At 36.3% G+C, this 17,411-nt stretch carries 19 protein-coding genes; 6 read left to right on the top strand and 13 right to left on the bottom strand.

Annotation, left to right across the window (positions count from 1 at the left end; translation table 11 throughout):
- Position 1 precedes the first annotated feature (1 nt).
- The 3 genes from ligD to JOE44_RS19730 form a co-directional block, all read right to left on the bottom strand.
- Positions 2-1,873, bottom strand: coding sequence for a DNA ligase D (gene ligD / locus JOE44_RS19720; protein ID WP_209786904.1), 1,872 nt, complete (start codon positions 1,871-1,873; stop codon positions 2-4).
- A 71-nt stretch (positions 1,874-1,944) separates the two neighbouring features.
- On the bottom strand, positions 1,945-2,550 hold the full coding sequence (locus JOE44_RS19725; protein ID WP_209786905.1) for a DNA polymerase ligase N-terminal domain-containing protein: 606 nt from the start codon (positions 2,548-2,550) through the stop codon (positions 1,945-1,947).
- Positions 2,550-3,335, bottom strand: coding sequence for a Ku protein (locus JOE44_RS19730; protein ID WP_209786906.1), 786 nt, complete (start codon positions 3,333-3,335; stop codon positions 2,550-2,552). The genes JOE44_RS19725 and JOE44_RS19730 overlap by 1 nt, the downstream gene beginning before the upstream one ends.
- A 146-nt stretch (positions 3,336-3,481) precedes the next feature.
- On the opposite strand from JOE44_RS19730, the gene JOE44_RS19735 reads away from it, so the two are divergent.
- A complete protein-coding gene (locus JOE44_RS19735) occupies positions 3,482-4,051 on the top strand; it encodes a Crp/Fnr family transcriptional regulator (protein WP_209786907.1) in 570 nt (189 codons plus the stop codon).
- A gap of 192 nt (positions 4,052-4,243) precedes the next feature.
- Positions 4,244-5,512, top strand: a complete 1,269-nt coding sequence (locus JOE44_RS19740; protein WP_209786908.1) for an adenylosuccinate synthase — start codon at positions 4,244-4,246, stop codon at positions 5,510-5,512.
- 73 nt (positions 5,513-5,585) lie between these two features.
- On the opposite strand, the gene JOE44_RS19745 is transcribed toward JOE44_RS19740, so the two are convergent.
- From JOE44_RS19745 to JOE44_RS19770, 6 genes are all read right to left on the bottom strand, one after another.
- Complete coding sequence (locus JOE44_RS19745; protein ID WP_209786909.1) at positions 5,586-6,917, bottom strand: M12 family metallopeptidase; 1,332 nt, start codon at positions 6,915-6,917, stop codon at positions 5,586-5,588.
- A gap of 503 nt (positions 6,918-7,420) precedes the next feature.
- On the bottom strand, positions 7,421-9,175 hold the full coding sequence (gene aspS, locus JOE44_RS19750; protein WP_209786910.1) for an aspartate--tRNA ligase: 1,755 nt from the start codon (positions 9,173-9,175) through the stop codon (positions 7,421-7,423).
- Between the two features lie 137 nt (positions 9,176-9,312).
- Positions 9,313-9,675, bottom strand: coding sequence for an ankyrin repeat domain-containing protein (locus JOE44_RS19755; protein WP_123864430.1), 363 nt, complete (start codon positions 9,673-9,675; stop codon positions 9,313-9,315).
- Between the two features lie 144 nt (positions 9,676-9,819).
- Positions 9,820-10,263, bottom strand: coding sequence for an ankyrin repeat domain-containing protein (locus JOE44_RS19760; protein WP_209786911.1), 444 nt, complete (start codon positions 10,261-10,263; stop codon positions 9,820-9,822).
- 10 nt (positions 10,264-10,273) lie between these two features.
- Positions 10,274-10,477 carry a helix-turn-helix transcriptional regulator gene (locus JOE44_RS19765; RefSeq protein WP_077418859.1) on the bottom strand — a complete coding sequence of 68 codons (204 nt, stop codon included), beginning with the start codon at positions 10,475-10,477 and terminating at the stop codon, positions 10,274-10,276.
- 2 nt (positions 10,478-10,479) lie between these two features.
- The gene (locus tag JOE44_RS19770; RefSeq protein WP_209786912.1) at positions 10,480-11,064 is read right to left on the bottom strand and encodes a DUF2975 domain-containing protein; all 585 of its coding nucleotides are present in this window, start codon (positions 11,062-11,064) and stop codon (positions 10,480-10,482) included.
- Between the two features lie 198 nt (positions 11,065-11,262).
- Here JOE44_RS19770 and JOE44_RS19775 point away from each other — a divergent pair, with 198 nt between their 5' ends.
- Positions 11,263-12,657, top strand: coding sequence for an MATE family efflux transporter (locus JOE44_RS19775; protein WP_209786913.1), 1,395 nt, complete (start codon positions 11,263-11,265; stop codon positions 12,655-12,657).
- A gap of 121 nt (positions 12,658-12,778) precedes the next feature.
- Here JOE44_RS19775 and JOE44_RS19780 read toward each other — a convergent pair whose 3' ends face one another.
- On the bottom strand, positions 12,779-12,982 hold the full coding sequence (locus JOE44_RS19780; RefSeq protein ID WP_209786914.1) for a hypothetical protein: 204 nt from the start codon (positions 12,980-12,982) through the stop codon (positions 12,779-12,781).
- A 161-nt stretch (positions 12,983-13,143) separates the two neighbouring features.
- Between JOE44_RS19780 and JOE44_RS19785 the strand changes: the two genes are divergently transcribed.
- Positions 13,144-13,263, top strand: a complete 120-nt coding sequence (locus JOE44_RS19785; protein ID WP_065119703.1) for a 30S ribosomal protein THX — start codon at positions 13,144-13,146, stop codon at positions 13,261-13,263.
- Positions 13,264-13,322: 59 nt separating this feature from the next.
- Here the strand turns inward: JOE44_RS19785 and JOE44_RS19790 are convergent, their stop codons facing one another.
- The 3 genes from JOE44_RS19790 to JOE44_RS19800 form a co-directional block, all read right to left on the bottom strand.
- The gene (locus JOE44_RS19790; RefSeq protein ID WP_105681660.1) at positions 13,323-13,979 is read right to left on the bottom strand and encodes a DUF937 domain-containing protein; all 657 of its coding nucleotides are present in this window, start codon (positions 13,977-13,979) and stop codon (positions 13,323-13,325) included.
- Positions 13,980-14,074: 95 nt separating this feature from the next.
- Complete coding sequence (locus tag JOE44_RS19795) at positions 14,075-14,455, bottom strand: hypothetical protein (RefSeq protein WP_209786915.1); 381 nt, start codon at positions 14,453-14,455, stop codon at positions 14,075-14,077.
- A 1-nt stretch (position 14,456) separates the two neighbouring features.
- Positions 14,457-14,966: a DUF2480 family protein gene (locus tag JOE44_RS19800; RefSeq protein ID WP_209786916.1), complete on the bottom strand. Its 510-nt coding sequence runs from the start codon at positions 14,964-14,966 to the stop codon at positions 14,457-14,459.
- 78 nt (positions 14,967-15,044) lie between these two features.
- Here JOE44_RS19800 and lpxB point away from each other — a divergent pair, with 78 nt between their 5' ends.
- Together lpxB and JOE44_RS19810 are read left to right on the top strand one after the other, a co-directional pair.
- Positions 15,045-16,148 carry a lipid-A-disaccharide synthase gene (lpxB, locus tag JOE44_RS19805; protein WP_209786917.1) on the top strand — a complete coding sequence of 368 codons (1,104 nt, stop codon included), beginning with the start codon at positions 15,045-15,047 and terminating at the stop codon, positions 16,146-16,148.
- Between the two features lie 42 nt (positions 16,149-16,190).
- Positions 16,191-17,282, top strand: a complete 1,092-nt coding sequence (locus JOE44_RS19810) for a glycoside hydrolase family 99 protein (protein WP_209786918.1) — start codon at positions 16,191-16,193, stop codon at positions 17,280-17,282.
- Positions 17,283-17,411: the final 129 nt, after the last annotated feature.

Raw genomic sequence — 17,411 nt, forward strand, 5'->3', positions numbered from 1 at the left:
ATTAATCAATATTCTGAAGCAGTTCCAAAGCCTTTATCATATCAATTCCCTTACCCAAAACCGGTTTGAACAGGTCTCCTTTCTCTTTAATTCTGTCAAGTGCATTGGTAATTGTAAAATCTGTTGGTTTCAGCCCAAATTTTAATTCATCCCAATCCAAAGGCATAGAAACGGCAGCACCTTGTTTAGGTCTCAGACTGTAAGCACTTGCCAGAGTCTGGCCCGTTCTGTTTTGCAGATAATCGAGATAAATTTTTTTGTTATCCCTTTTTTGAAGGCTTCTTTCTAACGTTGTAATCTTAGGCAGCTTATCATTCACCTGCTTCATGAGGATATGAGCAAAATCTTTTACCTGGTCAAAATCATATTTGCCACCCATCGGGATATAAATGTGAATTCCCGTACTCCCTGAAGTTTTGCAATAGCCTTTTATTTTAATTGATTTTAAAACTTCATTCACCTGAAGAGCCGTTTCGATTACTTCATCAAATGTATTCTTTGAAGAAGGATCCAGGTCTAAAACCAGATAATCAGGATGTTCAAGATCGGGTAAAGAACTGTTCCATGGATTGAGGTCAATACAGCCTAAATTATTGAGATACGCTAATGTTGCTTTGTCATTACAATAAATATAATCAATATATTTATCATTCGATTCAGAATATACCTGTGTGGTTTTTATCCATTCAGGAATATGATCTCCTGCATCTTTCTGATAAAAACTTTGTTCCTCAATTCCATTGGGAAATCGATTGAGAGAAAGGGGACGGTTTTTTAAATAAGGCAGAATATAACGTGCTATAGATTGATAATAGTCTATGACATCTCCTTTCGTAATATTTTCTTCAGGAAAATAAACCTTATTCTGATTCGTAAGTTTTACAAGATGCTTATCTAAAGTGATCTCTTTTTCTTTCTCAGTAACCTCCGTTTTTTTTGATGCAGTTTTTGTTTTCATTTCTTTAGGTTTTTCGGTGAAGGATGATTCTTTAAGATCTTCCGGACTTTTGTCTTCTCTGATTTGCATGAAAACCGGATGCCTGAAGATTCCGTCACGGGTAATTTCAGAATATTTTATTTCACAAACCAGTTCAGGTTTTACCCATGTTACCGGCATATTGGTTTTTGGAACTGTTTCGAAAGGTGAAGATTTTACAATTAATTTCTGAAACCTTTTATAGAGCTCTTTCAAAGAATTATTATTAAATCCTGTACCTGTATGGCCACAGTAAGTAAGTTGGGAATTGATATATTTTCCTAAAATCAATGCTCCGAAACTTTCCCGTGTGCCTCTGGGTTCAGTAAAACCACAAATAATAACCTCATCAGTATTGGAGAATTTTATTTTAAGCCAGTCAGCAGTTCTGTGATTTTCACTGTAGGTGCTGTCTGCCCGTTTCGCAATCATACCTTCCAGCTGCATTTTTTTCATCTGACCAAAAAATTCAATACCCTTTTCCGGAATATGATCACAATATGTAATACTGCCAGTTTCTGTAAGAGCTTCCTTTAAGAGTTCTTTCCGCTGGATAAGAGGAAGGTCTTCTGTAGAATGGCCATTAAGCCAAAGAAGATCAAAAACTTGATAAACAAGAGCTGTGCTGGGATTATCCCCGATTTGTTGTAAAAGCTGGAAATTAGGCTTTCCCTGTTTGTCATAGGCTACAACTTCGCCGTCCAGAATCATATGGTGTTTCTGTTTTTCGAGCTCCAAGGCTATTTTTTCGAATTTGGATAAAAATGAAATTCCGTTTCGGGAATAGAAGAGTGGAGTATCTTTACTGAGGTCTGCAATTGCTCTGTAACCGTCCCATTTTATTTCAAAGATCCAGTCTTTATCATTGAAGGCTTCCTCTGAAAGCTTAGCCAGCATAGGTTTGATGAAAGACTTCAGTTTTTTTTCGTTGGTTAAAGAATTAACACTTCTGAAAGGACTGTCAGATGTTATGAGTTCTTTTTTTCTTTTATTTTTAGGCTTTTTTTTTCCTCTAAAAATTTTGTGACCAGAGATTTTTGGGAAGTATTTTCTTCAGCATCGTAAGGGGCTTCTGCAAATTCATCCTTATGTTTAATTAGAAGCCATGCGTTATCTTCACTATTTTTCATTTTCACCAAAGCAAATTCTCCTTTGAGTTTCTTACCATGTAAAATAAACTTTAAAGAACCTGCATGTAACTCCTTCAGAAGTTCTTTTTCATCTGTAAGTTTAGAATTTTCTTCCAGAGGTTCATAAGTTCCGCTATCCCAGATTTCCACTTGTCCGGCTCCGTAATTTCCTTCAGGAATATTTCCTTCAAAATCTTTATAATCGTAAGGATGATCTTCTACCATCATGGCCAGACGTTTGTCTTTTGGATCTAATGACGGACCTTTTGGAACTGCCCAGCTTTTCAGTACACCTTCCATTTCAAGCCGGAAGTCATAATGAAGTCTGGAAGCAGCATGTCTCTGAATCACAAAAATAAGTTTGTCTTTACTTTTCTTGGTTTTTCCTTTTGGTTCGCTGGTTTCATCGAACTTCCTTTTACTATTATAATCTTTAAGAGCCATTATGATGCGGATTTGGATTTAGAAGTATTCAGGCTGGCTTTTAACTGTGCCATGAGGTCAATCACTTTACCTTCTTTTGCAGGCTGTGCTTTTTTAGCTTTTATATTTTTGCCTTTTGCTTTCTGCTTAATGATCTTCATCAGTTCATCAGAATAGGTGTCTTTGTACATTGCAGGATCAAATTCCTGAGAAAGTTGCTCGATGAGGTTAACCGCCATTTTAAGTTCTGCCGGTTTCGGGGCTTTTTGAGCGGGAATTTTTAAATCTTTATAATCCCTTATTTCCTGATCAAACCTCAAACGGTTGAGGACGAGGATGTCATCTTTGTACGGACGGATCATTCCAATGGCTTCCGTTTCACGGAGTACAAATGTTCCGATTCCCACCATAGCTGTTTTTTCAAGAGCTTTCAGTAAAAGCCTGTAGGCATTTTCTCCATTTTTCTGAGGCTCCAGATAGTAGGGGTTTTCAAAATACACACTGTCTACTTCAACCTCTTTTACAAACTGGTCAATAGAGAGTATTTTTGACTTTTCAGGGCTTGCAGCTTCGTAATCTTCCTCATCAAGAACGATATATTTGTCGTCCATGAGATAACCTTTGACGATGTTTTCCCATTTAACTTCTTTTCCTGTGTTTTCATTCACTCTTTTGAACCGTATATTGGAAAAATCAGATTTGTCAAGCATATCAAGATCCAATTTTGTGGTTTCCGTTGCCGAATAAATTTTAACAGGAATGTTCACTAAACCGAAGCCAATGGCGCCATTCCAAATTGCTTTCATTGTCTTACGTTTTTAAAAATCAAGCAATTAATATGCCGTTGAACACCCGTGTGGTACCTTTAGATGGCTTTGTTGTCAAATGACAATTGTTTTTAGCGCTGACTTTTATATCTTTATCTTTCCGCAATCTGTGGATACAATACAACATGGAAGAACTTTTTAATTATATCAAAAAATTCGGGTCACTGAATCCTCAGGATGAGCTTTTAATTGCTGATGGCATTCAGGAAGTCACTGTAAAAAAAGGAGAACCTTTTGTAGAAGCAGGAAAGGTGAGCCAAAGAATTGCTTTTGTAAAAAAAGGAGTATTCCGGTCTTTGTATTATAATAAACAAGGTGATGATTTTACCAGGTATTTCATCTATGAAGGGAGATTTATCGGAGATTTTCAAGGGTTTACAGATCAGCTGCCTGCGCATGAAGATATTGAAGCTATTACCGATGCTGTACTTTTGGTGATGGATCTTCAATATTTTAAAATCCTGGAACAGAAAATTGCGGTGTGGCCGGTTTTATTTGCCAGAATTCATGCCTTTGTGGTGGAGAACAAGTTAAAGGTGGCAAGTATCATGCTGAATCAGGATGCGAAATCACGGTACATTCATTTTTTAAACCATTATCCCGGACTTGCCAATAGAGTTCCACAGTCCATGCTGGCTTCCTATCTTGGGGTTACTCCTTCTTCATTAAGCCGGATCAGAAGAAATATAGTCTAGAATGATCAATGATGAATGATCATTGATAGATGATACTAATGAGTGTGCAGGAACAACAGACTTTGTAAATTTGGCTAACATCTAACATCTAACATCTAACATCTAATTTCTTATTAAACCCTTTTTGTCAAATGGCAATGGTCTTTCTATTTGACTGTCATAGCTTTGCCCTATAAAAATTAAAGTACGAATATGGATATTGTATTAGGATTACAATGGGGTGATGAAGGAAAAGGAAAGTTTATTGATCTTATCAGTGAAAGTTATGACATTACAGCGCGTTTTAACGGCGGATCTAACGCTGGGCACAGCATAGAAAGAAATGGCCGCAGAATTACGCTTAAAATGATCCCTTCGGGAATCTTTATGAAAGGAGTGCAGAACGTTATCGGTACGGGAACGGTTCTGGATCCGGTGAGCTTTAAAAAAGAGATTATAAACCTTCAGGCATTTGATGAGACTGTTCAGCCGGAAAATAATATCGTTATTTCATTGAAATCTCACTTTGTACTTCCTACCCATAAGCTTCTGGATATTTTTATGGAGGAGAGTTCTGATTATACTACCATTGGAACAACTAAAAATGGGATTGCTCAGGCCTATTCAAATAAAATTTTAAGACAGAATGTAAGAATAGGAGATATGTTTGCTCCGGACTTTGAAAGCAGGGTAAAACATATTTTAGCAAGAGATTACAAAATGCTTGCTGAGGGAAATATAGAGCTGCCATCTTTAGAAGATATCAGTAATGAGTTTTTTGAAGCAGTCGATTTTCTGAAGAGATTTAAGTGTACAGAAACCGAAATGTATTTAAACAATGCTTTGGCTGAAGGAAAAACAATATTGGCTGAAGGATCTCAGGCAGCCATGCTTGATATTGACCACGGAACCTATCCTTATGTAACTTCTTCTTCCACAACAGCTTCAGGAGCGAGCAGTGGGTTAGGTGTTTCACCGAAAAAGATCGGTGAAATATTTGGAATTGCTAAAGCATATTGTACGAGAGTAGGGAACGGAGTATTTCCAACAGAGTTGTTTGATGAATTAGGAGAAGAGATCAGAACTAAAGGGAATGAGTTTGGTTCCAATACAGGACGTCCGAGAAGAACAGGCTGGCTGGATTTACCTGCTTTAAAATACGCCGTAATGATCAACGGAGTGACGCAGCTGGTTCTGACGAAGGCAGATGTTTTAAGCGGATTGAAATCTGTAGCTGTTTGTACCCACTATGAACTGGAAGATGGAAAAACAGTAGCGGCTTCAGGGATACTTCCGGAAAATGGAAAGCCTGTACTGAAATGGATGAACGGCTGGAATGCTGATTTTTCTACAATGAAAAATCCTTCAGAATTACCACAGGAGTTAATTGAATTTTTATCATTTTTGGAAGCTGAATTGGGGATTCCGGTGGCTTATCTTTCAACAGGTCCGGGAAGAAATGAGATGTTGAAATTAATCTAATAAATAGTTATCAAATAGAGAAAGAGGTTAGGAAGTGTATTTCCTAACCTCTTTTTTATTTGTATAAAGAAGTTTAGTTAACTTTTGTAAGCACAAAACGCTGCTTTGTAGAAGGTTGAACCGTTTGATCCGTAGTACCGATTACAATAGGAGTAAGATTAGTAGTTGCTCCATTCTTTACTTCTAATCTCAGTGCTGGCGCATTCTTAGGAGCGAATCCAAAACCATTATTTCCCAGATTGAATAATAACCATTTCTGAGAATCTGCATTAGAATTGGTTCTTAATTCAACAGCTGTTCCATTCGTTGTTCCGTTACTTTTTACGGTTAAAACCTTTGCAGGATCCAATATAGATTTGATGATATAATATCCATGATCTGATTTGCTGAAAGTAAATCTCTGGTTATTTCCTGTAGAAGCTGAATACAGAATGATGCTGGTGCCGTCTGCAGTGGAACTTCCGGAAATGTCTAAATTTTTATCACTCGCTAAAGCCGTTGTCATGGTATAAGTTCCGTTGACTGCAGAAGAGGCATTAACAGGTCCGTACAAATGATTTATTCCGGCATAGTCACCTGCAGACAATCCTGTCCTTTGCTTGGTAAATGTAGATCCGTCCAGCTTGGTCATTACAGGCTGGCTTGCATCTATAGCAAAGTCTGTAGACTGATACATCATGACTGACCCGAAATCAAATGCCCCATGTCCTGCATAATCATTATAAAGATTGAAGTTATGACGGCTTCCTTCCACAGCTTTGTTAACATCTACAATGATGTACTGATCTCTATCTGGGCGGCACTGCTCATGCATGATTCCCATTGAGTGCATTATTTCGTGAGCGATAATGGCGGGATAAGTAATATTATAAATTTTAATGCCATTAACCCTGTTTTTTTGCCATCCAAGGGGAGAGCTATTGGAGGTTGTATAAGTAAAAGTAATATATTCTGTTTGATTGGTGCGTTCAACAAACTGAACACTGGTTTGAGAAGAAATCATATCAAACGCTTTGTTGATATTGGTAAGGAAGGTATTGTAATTCTGAGTACTCATACTTCCCTGGCTGGGTAATGTATAATAAACGGTTGCATTCGGCCATGTCTTAATAAAGGAGCTTACAATGGTACTTTTTTCAACGGTTGACATTTCAGAACTGGCCTGCATCTTTAACTTGTCAAACTGCTCAGGGCTAATCGTAATGTCATCGGCGTAAAAATATTCACCGTTTACTTCATTGACATACGTGTAATTTCCGTTGATTAAGAATTTGTGAATCTTTGCATTGTCTAGCTTTGTCGTGGTTTGATCCATTGAATCTGCCTGTGCATTTTCAATATCCGACCTACATGAATTCAGTGCCAAAATAAGGCATCCTGATAATAGTAATAGTTTGCTTTTCATATTATTTAATATTGGTTTGGTGATCAGGTTTTAAATATGAACAGCTATATTATCATCATGCGCAAAAGATGGTTAAAACACATCAATCCCTAAGTTTGATTAAGTCTTCATTATAATTCAGCTGTGTGTGGTAAATATATCAATAAAAGTTATTATTTAAATATAACATAATATATTGATTGTTTTGTTGTGTTTTTATTCGAAAAATGTATTTGTTTCGTTAAATAATTTATTTTGATTTAATTTTTACTACTTATTTTCAAATCTAATTATTTCACAAATATTTGATATAGTGATTGAAACTGCACATTACACTCACGTAAAGTTTATTCTATTAACAAATTAATAAGACATGATTAAATTTATACAGCCATGGCAGCCAAAATGTGATCTTCTTTTTTTTTAAGTAATATTGTCGATATAGAGCATGGAAATTGTAGGTAAATTGAAGATCCCTGTAATTGATGATATAAAAAAAGCGGGGCAAAAACCCCGCTTTACATTTATGCTTTTAAATTCAATTGTAATTCTAATTCGTCGAGCTGTGCATCAGCAATCGAGGCCGGCGCGTCAATCATTACATCTCGTCCTGAATTGTTCTTAGGGAATGCGATATAATCTCTGATTACTTCATTTCCATCAAGAATGGCTACCAAACGGTCAAATCCGAATGCTAAACCACCATGTGGCGGAGCTCCATATTTGAACGCATTCATTAGGAATCCAAACTGAGCTTCTGCTTCTTCTCTGGTGAATCCTAATAAATCAAACATTTTAGACTGAAGATCTCTGTCAAAAATTCTGATAGATCCTCCTCCGATTTCATTTCCGTTAAGAACCATATCGTAAGCGTTGGCTCTTGCTTTTCCAGGATCCGTTTCCAATAAGTGAATATCTTCTGGTTTTGGAGAGGTGAAAGGGTGGTGCATTGCATGGTATCTTTCAGTATCTTCATCCCATTCCAATAGAGGGAAGTCAACTACCCAAAGTGGAGCAAACTCATTTCCTTTTCTTAATCCCAAACGGTTTCCAAGCTCCATTCTTAATGCAGAAAGCTGAGCTCTTACTTTATTCTCATTTCCGGAAAGAATCAACATTAAGTCTCCTTCTTTAGCTCCGAATTTTTCGATGATTTTTGCTAAATCTTCTTCGTTGTAGAATTTGTTCACCGATGAGGTTTTCACTCCATCATTCTGGAATTTTGCCCAAACCATTCCTGAAGCTCCAATCTGAGGACGTTTTACCCAATCAACAAGTTCGTCAATTTGCTTTCTTGTATATTCTGCACAACCTTCTACATTGATTCCGACAACCAGTTCTGCGTCATCAAATATTTTAAAGTCTTTCCCTTTTACCAGCTCATTCAGTTCTACGAACTCCATCCCGAAACGAATATCCGGTTTGTCATTTCCGTATTTTCTCATTGCATCCGCGAAAGTCATTCTTGGGAAGTTTCCGAATTCCTGGCCTGTAATATCTTTTAAAAGAGTTTTAGTCATTCCTTCGAATACGTTCATCACATCTTCCTGCTCTACAAAAGCCATTTCACAGTCGATCTGTGTAAATTCCGGCTGTCTGTCAGCTCTCAAATCCTCATCACGGAAACATTTTACAATCTGGAAATATTTATCCATTCCACCTACCATCAAAAGCTGCTTGAAAGTCTGTGGAGACTGTGGTAATGCATAAAACTGCCCCGGATTCATTCTGCTTGGTACCACGAAGTCTCTTGCGCCTTCCGGAGTGGACTTGATCAAAACAGGGGTTTCCACTTCAATGAAACCTTCTTCAGATAAATAATTTCTTACTTTCTGTGCCATTTTATGACGGAAGATCAGTTTATCTTTTACCGGATTTCTTCTGATATCCAGGTAACGGTATTTCATTCTTAATTCTTCACCACCGTCTGTTTCATCCTCAATAGTAAAAGGAGGAAGCTGAGAGTCGTTCAGAATAGTCAGTTTTTCTACCAGAATTTCAATTTCCCCGGTTGGAATATTAGGGTTTTTACTTACTCTTTCAATAACTCTTCCGGTAGCCTGAATCACAAATTCACGGCCCAGTTTTTTAGCTTCTTCCATCAATTGTGCAGAAGAGCGCTCCTGGTCAAAAACCAGCTGGGTAATTCCGTAACGATCTCGTAGATCTACCCAAATCATAAATCCTTTATCACGGATAGTCTGTACCCATCCTGATAGTGTAACTTCTTCATTCAGATTTTTCAGAGATAGCTCTCCGTTGGTGTGTGATCGAAACATAATTATTTGTTTAAAGTTCAATGTTTAAGGTTCATTTTTGAACCTTGAATTTTTCGTTGGCAAAGATAAGATTTTTGCAGGTTTTATAAATAAAAAAAACTTCCTTTCGGAAGTTTCATATATTGTTTTTAGATTTTTTAATTTCTATTACCACCTTTTGCGATCAGAATTCTCTTTATTTCTTCAGTACCTTTTGTTTCATCAGCTACTTCAAGAGGTGTTTTGTTCTGACATTTTTTGTTGACGTTGGCTTTGTTGTCCAAAAGGAAGTTGATAATGTTCTTTCTATCAGACATAACACTGAAGCCAAGAGGTGAATAAAGTATATCTCCAACAAGGAAACATTTGTTGTAATCTCCCGGGGCAAACTGTTTTTTAAATGTTGCTATATCATCAGAATAAATGGCTTTCATCTTTTCCTGAGTCATTTTCTGAGCAGATAACATACTGCCAGACAGTAACATTCCAAATAGAAAGGTAGTAGAGATTATTTTTTTCATAAGAATAATTTTTAAGAATATACAAATCTAAATTAAATTTTATTACCAATTGATAAGTTTTGGCAATAAATGTTATTTGATTAAGCGGTCTATTCTTTTAATTATTGTAAAATCGTAAAACTGGTTTTGGGAAATAAGGGGAACTTATTCTAAAAGCTTAATCATTTCGGGTTTTTCATACTTTCGGGCATAATCTAAAGCAGTGTAGCCTGCTGAGGTTTTCGTGTCTTTTTTTGCTCCGTTGGCCAGAAGTTTTTTTGCTAACTCTGTATTGCCATATTTTGCCGCAAACATTAATGGTGTTTTTCCATCACAGATTTTGTTTAGATCAGCTTTTTCATCAATCAGTTTTTGGAAAATCTCCTTGCTGTTCATTTTAATGGCCAGCGCTAATAAAGTATAAGCGTTATTTTCGATTTGATAACATGCATTGATGTTTTCCTTATTGATTAAACCTGCAAAGTAGGCAGTGTTGTCATATTTTAGCATTTGCTTATGCTCATTAGTTAATTCCTGAGCGGTTACAGAGGTCACGCATAACATTCCTAATGCAAGAATGATTGTTTTAAGGGTTTGGTGTAATTGCATATTGTAGTTTTTATGGTTTAAATTCTAAGATATCTCCGGGTTGACAATCCAGTGCAGTGCAGATTGCTTCTAAGGTGGAAATTTTCAAAGCCTTGGCTTTTCCGTTTTTTAAAATGGAGAGATTTGCTTGGGTAATTCCTATTTTTTCGGCTAATTCCTGGGACTGCATTTTCCGTTTGGCAAGCATTACATCAATGTTGATAATGATCGGCATGATTATATAGTTAATTCGTTTTCTGTTTGTAATTCATATCCCTTTTTGAAAAATTCTATAATAAAAAATATAATGATTCCCAATGTGAAGTGAAGCACGATGAATAGAGGATCTATGCTATAGATAGATTGATCCATACAATATAAAACAATACTATAGATAGGGATAAAGACGATGTTAAGTGTAGCGAATATCTTTAAATCATGGATCACTTTTATATTAAAAATAAGATCAGTACTCATTCCTTTGAATATTCTGAACAAATAAAAAGTAAAAACACTGTAAAATCCAACAAAAAAAATAATGGAAATAAAGGTATACAGGGTATAACTTCCTTTGATTATAGCACCCGTTAATGGCATTCCGAATTGGAACGTTAAAGAATCAGTTGCAGTTTTTCTTATTTCATTATCGAAATTTTCGGTTTTAAAAGTTTCTGAGAAAAACTGTGTTCCCTGATGTAAATTACTGTAAACAATGAGAAATCCCAAAATGATATATCCCAGGTATAGAAGCTGAGCGACGGAGCCTGCCAATAGAATTTTACTTAGCAGAGTAGAAACAGATTTTTCACCAATTAATTTCATGCGATATTATTTTTAGTTGTTGTAAATGTATAAAAATTTATCGTATTACGATAAATTTTTATTGTAAAATTAATTTTACAATATTTTTAACTGAATTTTGATAGCAACGGTCATGATTCAAAAAATGATTAAAACTTTTCATATGCCAACTTTTAATTGCTTTTGAATGAATACTTTTGCTAATAAACCAGGAGAGTCATGACAAAATATATTCAGTTTTTGAAAAAGGCATTCAGCGGCGAAGAAACAGATTTTACAAAAGTGAATATCAGAAGCGCTGTACTGCTTTTAGCAATTCCCATGATGTTGGAGATGGCTATGGAATCTGTATTTGCTCTTGTTGATCTCTATTTTGTTGGTCACCTGAAAGAAAGTGGCTTTGCCATTCAGACGGTAGGTCTTACCGAATCTGTACTTTCAGTGATGTATTCTATTGCGATCGGTATGAGTATGGCGGCAACTGCTTTAGTGGCACGAAGAATTGGGGAGAAAAACCCGGAACAGGCTTCCAGAAGTGCAGCACAGGTACTGCTCGTTTCCTTTGCTATTACTTTTGTTTTAAGCTTACTCGGAGTGATCTATGCTGAAGAAATTTTGATTCTGATGGGCTCAAAACCTGAAGCGGCAGCTTATGGAAAGAATTTCACCAGAATTATGATGGGAAGCAGTACCATTATTATGCTTTTATTTTTAATCAATGGTATTTTCAGAGGAGCAGGAAATGCGATGATTGCGATGAAAAGTTTATGGATAGCCAATATTGCCAATATTATTCTCTGTCCGATTTTGATAAAAGGCTTAGGACCAGTTCCGGCTCTGGGATTAACGGGTGCTGCTTTGGCCACAACGATAGGCCGTAGCATAGGGGTGATTTATCAGTTGTATCATCTCTTAGTAGCCGATACGCAGATTCGTATAAAGATTCCTTATTTTAAACCGAATTATGAACTTATCCAATCCGTAATAAAAATTGCAACTCCCGGAATTTTTCAGTTTGTTATTGCATCATGCAGCTGGATCTTCCTAGCAGAACTCGTGGCAACAACAGGTGGTGAGAATGCATCAGCAGGTTATCAGACCGCTTTAAGACTTATGATGTTTTTTATGCTTCCTGCATGGGGACTGAGTAATGCCGCTTCTACGCTGGTAGGACAAAATATGGGAGCCAATGAAATGCTGAGAGCAGAACAGTCTGTAATGAAAACCGTGAAATATAATGTCATCTTTATGCTGGTGGTCAGTCTGATCTTCCTTTTTATGGGGAATTTTTTAGTGGGCTTTTTCACGCAGGAAATGGCCATTAAAGATTTTGCTAAAAATGCTCTTCAGATTATGAGCACTGGATTTATCTTTTATGGAATCGGTATGGTAATGATCAATGCATTCAATGGGGCAGGAGATACCTGGACTCCTACTTGGGTTAATCTTTTTGGATTCTGGCTGTTTCAGATTCCTTTAGCCTATTTTTTATCCAAATATTTTGACATGGGGCCGAAAGGTGTTTTCATTTCAATTCCGGCGGCAGAAACTTTAATCACCATTGTTGCTTTTATCTTGTTTAAAAAAGGAAAATGGAAAACGATAAAGGTTTAGAAAGCTGGAAGCTGGAAGCTGGATGATGGAAGTAATGAAGGTTTGAAATATCTAAAATGGTTTTTATTAGCAAACATTGGAGTGTAGATTTTTTTAAAGGAAAATGGAAAACAATCAGGGTTTAAAAGGCTGGGAGCTGGAAGCTGGATGATGGAAGTAATGAAGGTCTTAAATATCTAAAACGGTTTTTATTAGCAAACATTGGAGTGTAAATTTTTTTTAAGGATAATGAAAGGTTTAGAAGGCTGGGAGCTGGAAGCTGGATGATGGATGATGGAAGTAATGAAGGCATGAGATCTCTAAAACGGTTTTTAACAGCGATCATTATAGTATAGATTTTGATCAGATAAAAGAGAAATTGAAAACAGCAATCTGGTGTAACTTCCAGCCTCCCTCTCCCAGCTATTAATAAAACTTTAACAGCTTTATTAATTGGATTTTAGCGTTGGGTTTTATAAATTCGTAGTACAACAAATACATAATACTATGGGAAAAGGAGACAAAAAATCAAGAAGAGGAAAAATTAATTCCGGAAGTTATGGAAAAAGAAGACCTAAAAAGGCTTCAAAATCTTTTGCAGCTTCTGAAGAAAAATCTAAGAAGTAATCAAAATAAAAAAGACCGAAGATCATGTCTCCGGTCTTTTTTTATGAAAATTAAATTAATTATTTACCTCCAAGAATATTACCAAGGATGCTGCCTAAGCCGCCACCGCCTTGTTGTTGGTTTCCACCACCCAATACACTTCCCAGTATATCGTTCAGAGGATTTCCTGATGATTGGGCTTGTCCGCCACCTCCCAAAACACTTCCAAGAATGTCATTTAAAGGATTAGACTGCTGAGCCTGAGCCTGATTAGAAGCATTTCCAAGAATTCCTCCTAAAAGATCACCCAAACCGCCTGCGCCTACATTATTTTGTTGTTTTTGCTGGCCGATATAACCCATTACAACAGGGGCAAGCATCGCAAGAATAGGACCTATTTTGTCTATTGAAATTCCTGTGTTTTGTGACAGCTGGTTTTCAACAGTACTTTTTTGTCCGCCGAAAATATGATCAAGAATAGATCCTCCTTCAGCCTGCCTTGCTTCAATTTGTGAGGCATCATCTAAAATACTTCCGTTATGGTCTTTATCTAAAGCACTATTTAAAGCTTCTGCTTCTTTAGCATCCTGAGATTTATTTCTAAGATAAGAAATGATAAGAGGAGTAGCTACTGCTAATAGGGCAATTACCTGGTTTTTGCTGATTCCGAATTTGTTTTCAGCCTGTTCTGCAACCTGGTTGCCTGTGTTCCCTGTAAGTAGGTCAATTAAACTCATTTTTTGTGTTTGTTAGTATTAAGTAAACCAAAGTTATCAAAAAATATGCCTCATAAAATGACCGTCTTTCATAATTATTGTTAAAGTTTTCTGATCTATTCTTCCGTGTAACCTTTGCTCTTTAAAAGCTTTATATATTCTATCGCACTGATGGTCATCCAGTCAATAGGTTCAGATGCCTGCTTCTTATCAATGGTGAACTCCAAAATACCAATATTGTTATTCATCCATGGAAGTGCATAATAATTCAGCCCTCCTTTATACTCCTTAAACGTGTGAAATTCTTTTCCTTTTTCCGTCAATAATATGACTTTATAGACTAGAAGATATCCCACAGGAATCAACAGGCATACCCATGAAAATTTTCGTAGACTGGTATAAGCTAAACCCAACACAATCGGCAAAGAAATTTTTGAAAAACTTCCGAAATAATAGATTCCAAGAAAAATAATAAACAAAAATAAATATTTGTTCATATTAGTTCTTTATAATAGGAACATTCGAACAAGCTTCTCCGAACATCAGAGATTTTACAATGGGTTTTAATTGTTCTACCAATTCAATATAGGCATTTTCAGGGATTTCTTTATCGGAACAGCCTTTTACGAGTACTCTTTTTCCTCTCATTTCCTCAAAATCATGAGTCTGGATGGCATTGTGCATTAAAATAACGTCCAGGTCTTCGCGGTTTCCAAAAACGATTTTCTTTGCTACTTCTGTAAGCTTCGCTGTTAAAACAAAATAAGCCCAAAGCGGAATAATAGTATCTACAGAATTGTAAATGTATATATAGGTGTCTCTATATTGTTCCGTATCGATGGCGTCAACCTTTTCACGGAAATCTTTTTCTTTAAGGATCATTTCCTGAAAAAGAAAATCTTTAAGGTCAATACCTTTTCTTTCCCCTTTTGGAAGTAAAGTGGTAAGGTCAAAATTGATAAGGCCGCTTTCTGCAACTTTATTCCGGATTTCAAATTCTTCTGACATTTTTTATCATTATCTTTGAACAAATTTACGAATTAAGATCATATCAATCTTAATTTGTTCTCTATCCTTACTATAGAAATGAAGTATTATATTATTGCAGGAGAAGCTTCTGGAGATTTACATGGAAGTAACCTGATGAAAGCCTTAAAACAAAAGGATTCCAATGCAGAATTCAGATTTTGGGGTGGCGACCTTATGAAAGCCCAGGGCGGAACATTGGTAAAACATTACCGTGACCTTGCCTTTATGGGATTCCTGGAAGTGGTGATGAACCTTCGTACCATTCTCAATAATATTAAATTCTGTAAAGAGGATATTCAAAAGAACAGACCTGACGTTTTGATTTTGGTAGATTATCCGGGTTTCAACCTGAGAATTGCCAGATTTGCCAAAGAGCTTGGAATCAAGGTGGTGTATTATATTTCACCACAACTTTGGGCCTGGAAAGAAGGCCGCGTAGAAATTATCAAAAAATATGTGGATGAAATGATGGTGATTCTTCCTTTCGAAGAAGATTTTTACAGGAAACATGGAGTTCATTCCCATTTTGTAGGTCATCCTTTGCTGGATGCTATTTCGGATCTGCAGGAAATCAGTATTGAAAAATTCAAATCTGAGCATGGACTGAACGAAAAGGAAATCATTGCATTATTACCGGGTTCCAGAGAACAGGAGGTAGAAAAAATGCTTGAAATAATGCTTTCTGTAAGACCACACTTTAAAAATTATCAGTTTGTAATTGCCGGAGCACCCAGTCTTCCAAAAGAATTTTACGAGAAATATGTGGATGATAATGTTCATTTTGTTTCCAATAAAACCTATGACCTGCTCAGATGCTCAAAAGCAGCTCTTGTTACGTCAGGAACAGCTACTCTGGAAACAGCATTACTGGATATCCCTGAAGTAGTCTGTTATCGCGGAAGTAAAATTTCTTATGCTATTGCTAAAAGATTAGTGAAAAACATCAATTATATTTCCCTTGTTAATCTGATTATGGATAGAGAAGTGGTAAAAGAATTGATTCAAAATGATCTGAACACCAAAAACCTGGTAGAAGAACTCAACAAGATTTTAACAGGAGAAAAAAGACAACAGGTTCTGAATGACTATAGCCTTCTGAGAGAAAAGCTTGGCGGAAAAGGAGCCAGCGACCATGCCGCTGAGGTAATATTAAACGTATAGCCTCATCCCAAATCTTTTGAAAAATTAATCTACCTTTTACCTATGAATTATTGTACCCGTTTCCTGTTATTACTGATATTTACCTTATTTTTCTCCCATAGTTTTGCCCAGCAGAACAATATAAGAGATAAAGCTCAGATATTTTATTACGGCTGGTATGGAAATCCATCAACAGACGGAAGTTATCAACACTGGAATCATGAAATTCTTCCTCACTGGAGCAATCCGAAGTGGAACAATATGGGACATCACCAGGGAGGAGATGATATCGGGGCTAATTTTTATCCGGCACTTGGAAATTATAGTTCCAACGACAAGGAGATCATTGAAAAACATATGAAAATGATCAAAGAATCCGGAGTAGGAGTTGTGGTGGTAAGCTGGCTGGGAAAAGATTCATACACGGATAAAAGTCTTATCAATTATCTGGATATTGCAGATCGTTTTGATTTGAAAATTGCATTTCACATTGAACCGTTTTATAAAAATACATCAGAATTAAAGGAGCAGCTTTCCTACCTTATAAAAACATATTCCAATCACCATGCTTTCTATAAAAAAGACGGAAAACCTCTGTTGTATGTATATGACAGCTATAAAATCCCTAAAGAAGAATGGGCAAAAATGCTGTCTGAAAATGGCGAAAAAACAATCCGAAATACAGAATTAGATGCTCTTTATATAGGACTTTGGGTTGAAAAAGATGATGCGAAATTTTTTGAATCATCAGGTTTTGACGGTTTCTATACCTATTTTGCCAGCGAAGGTTTTGTATATGGAAGCACAATTGCCAATTGGAATTTTATGGCCCAATATGCTAAAGATCATCATCTGATTTTTATTCCTTGTGTAGGGCCTGGGTATTCAGATACAAGAATCCGCCCATGGAACGAAGCAAATTTCAAAAGCCGAAACAATGGGAAGTATTATGAAAACATGTTTGATGCTGCCATAAAAGTAAACCCTGATTTCATCGGGATCACCTCATTCAATGAATGGCATGAAGGAACCCAGATAGAACCTGCTGTTCCTAAAAAATCGGGAGATTTTAAATATGAAGATTATGGGAAAGATCCGTTGTTTTATATCAAAGAAACTAAGCGTTTGACGGATAAATTTTTGAAAAAGAAATAGTATACTTTCAATCCTGAATTTTACCATAAAAAATTAAGTGCCCCGTTGATGTTTTTGATGCATAACGGGGCGTTTTTTAGTCAGTTTAGAGATCATATCTCATGAATTAATTATCTACTTTACCCTGAT

This window comes from Chryseobacterium sp. PvR013, from assembly GCF_017833095.1.
GTDB lineage: Bacteria > Bacteroidota > Bacteroidia > Flavobacteriales > Weeksellaceae > Chryseobacterium > Chryseobacterium culicis_A.

Bases quoted from the DNA above. Each gene is read 5' to 3' on its own strand.
- ligD (WP_209786904.1), bottom strand. From the start codon at position 1,873: ATGCTGGCTAAGCTTTCAGAGGAAGCCTTCAATGATAAAGACTGGATC.
- JOE44_RS19760 (WP_209786911.1), bottom strand. From the start codon at position 10,263: ATGCAATTACACCAAACCCTTAAAACAATCATTCTTGCATTAGGAATG.
- JOE44_RS19800 (WP_209786916.1), bottom strand. From the start codon at position 14,966: ATGTCAGAAGAATTTGAAATCCGGAATAAAGTTGCAGAAAGCGGCCTT.
- JOE44_RS19775 (WP_209786913.1), top strand. From the start codon at position 11,263: ATGACAAAATATATTCAGTTTTTGAAAAAGGCATTCAGCGGCGAAGAA.
- JOE44_RS19725 (WP_209786905.1), bottom strand. From the start codon at position 2,550: ATGGCTCTTAAAGATTATAATAGTAAAAGGAAGTTCGATGAAACCAGC.
- JOE44_RS19790 (WP_105681660.1), bottom strand. From the start codon at position 13,979: ATGAGTTTAATTGACCTACTTACAGGGAACACAGGCAACCAGGTTGCA.
- aspS (WP_209786910.1), bottom strand. From the start codon at position 9,175: ATGTTTCGATCACACACCAACGGAGAGCTATCTCTGAAAAATCTGAAT.
- JOE44_RS19795 (WP_209786915.1), bottom strand. From the start codon at position 14,455: ATGAACAAATATTTATTTTTGTTTATTATTTTTCTTGGAATCTATTAT.
- JOE44_RS19740 (WP_209786908.1), top strand. From the start codon at position 4,244: ATGGATATTGTATTAGGATTACAATGGGGTGATGAAGGAAAAGGAAAG.
- JOE44_RS19780 (WP_209786914.1), bottom strand. From the start codon at position 12,982: ATGATCGCTGTTAAAAACCGTTTTAGAGATCTCATGCCTTCATTACTT.
- JOE44_RS19745 (WP_209786909.1), bottom strand. From the start codon at position 6,917: ATGAAAAGCAAACTATTACTATTATCAGGATGCCTTATTTTGGCACTG.
- JOE44_RS19735 (WP_209786907.1), top strand. From the start codon at position 3,482: ATGGAAGAACTTTTTAATTATATCAAAAAATTCGGGTCACTGAATCCT.
- lpxB (WP_209786917.1), top strand. From the start codon at position 15,045: ATGAAGTATTATATTATTGCAGGAGAAGCTTCTGGAGATTTACATGGA.
- JOE44_RS19755 (WP_123864430.1), bottom strand. From the start codon at position 9,675: ATGAAAAAAATAATCTCTACTACCTTTCTATTTGGAATGTTACTGTCT.
- JOE44_RS19785 (WP_065119703.1), top strand. From the start codon at position 13,144: ATGGGAAAAGGAGACAAAAAATCAAGAAGAGGAAAAATTAATTCCGGA.
- JOE44_RS19765 (WP_077418859.1), bottom strand. From the start codon at position 10,477: ATGCCGATCATTATCAACATTGATGTAATGCTTGCCAAACGGAAAATG.
- JOE44_RS19770 (WP_209786912.1), bottom strand. From the start codon at position 11,064: ATGAAATTAATTGGTGAAAAATCTGTTTCTACTCTGCTAAGTAAAATT.
- JOE44_RS19730 (WP_209786906.1), bottom strand. From the start codon at position 3,335: ATGAAAGCAATTTGGAATGGCGCCATTGGCTTCGGTTTAGTGAACATT.
- JOE44_RS19810 (WP_209786918.1), top strand. From the start codon at position 16,191: ATGAATTATTGTACCCGTTTCCTGTTATTACTGATATTTACCTTATTT.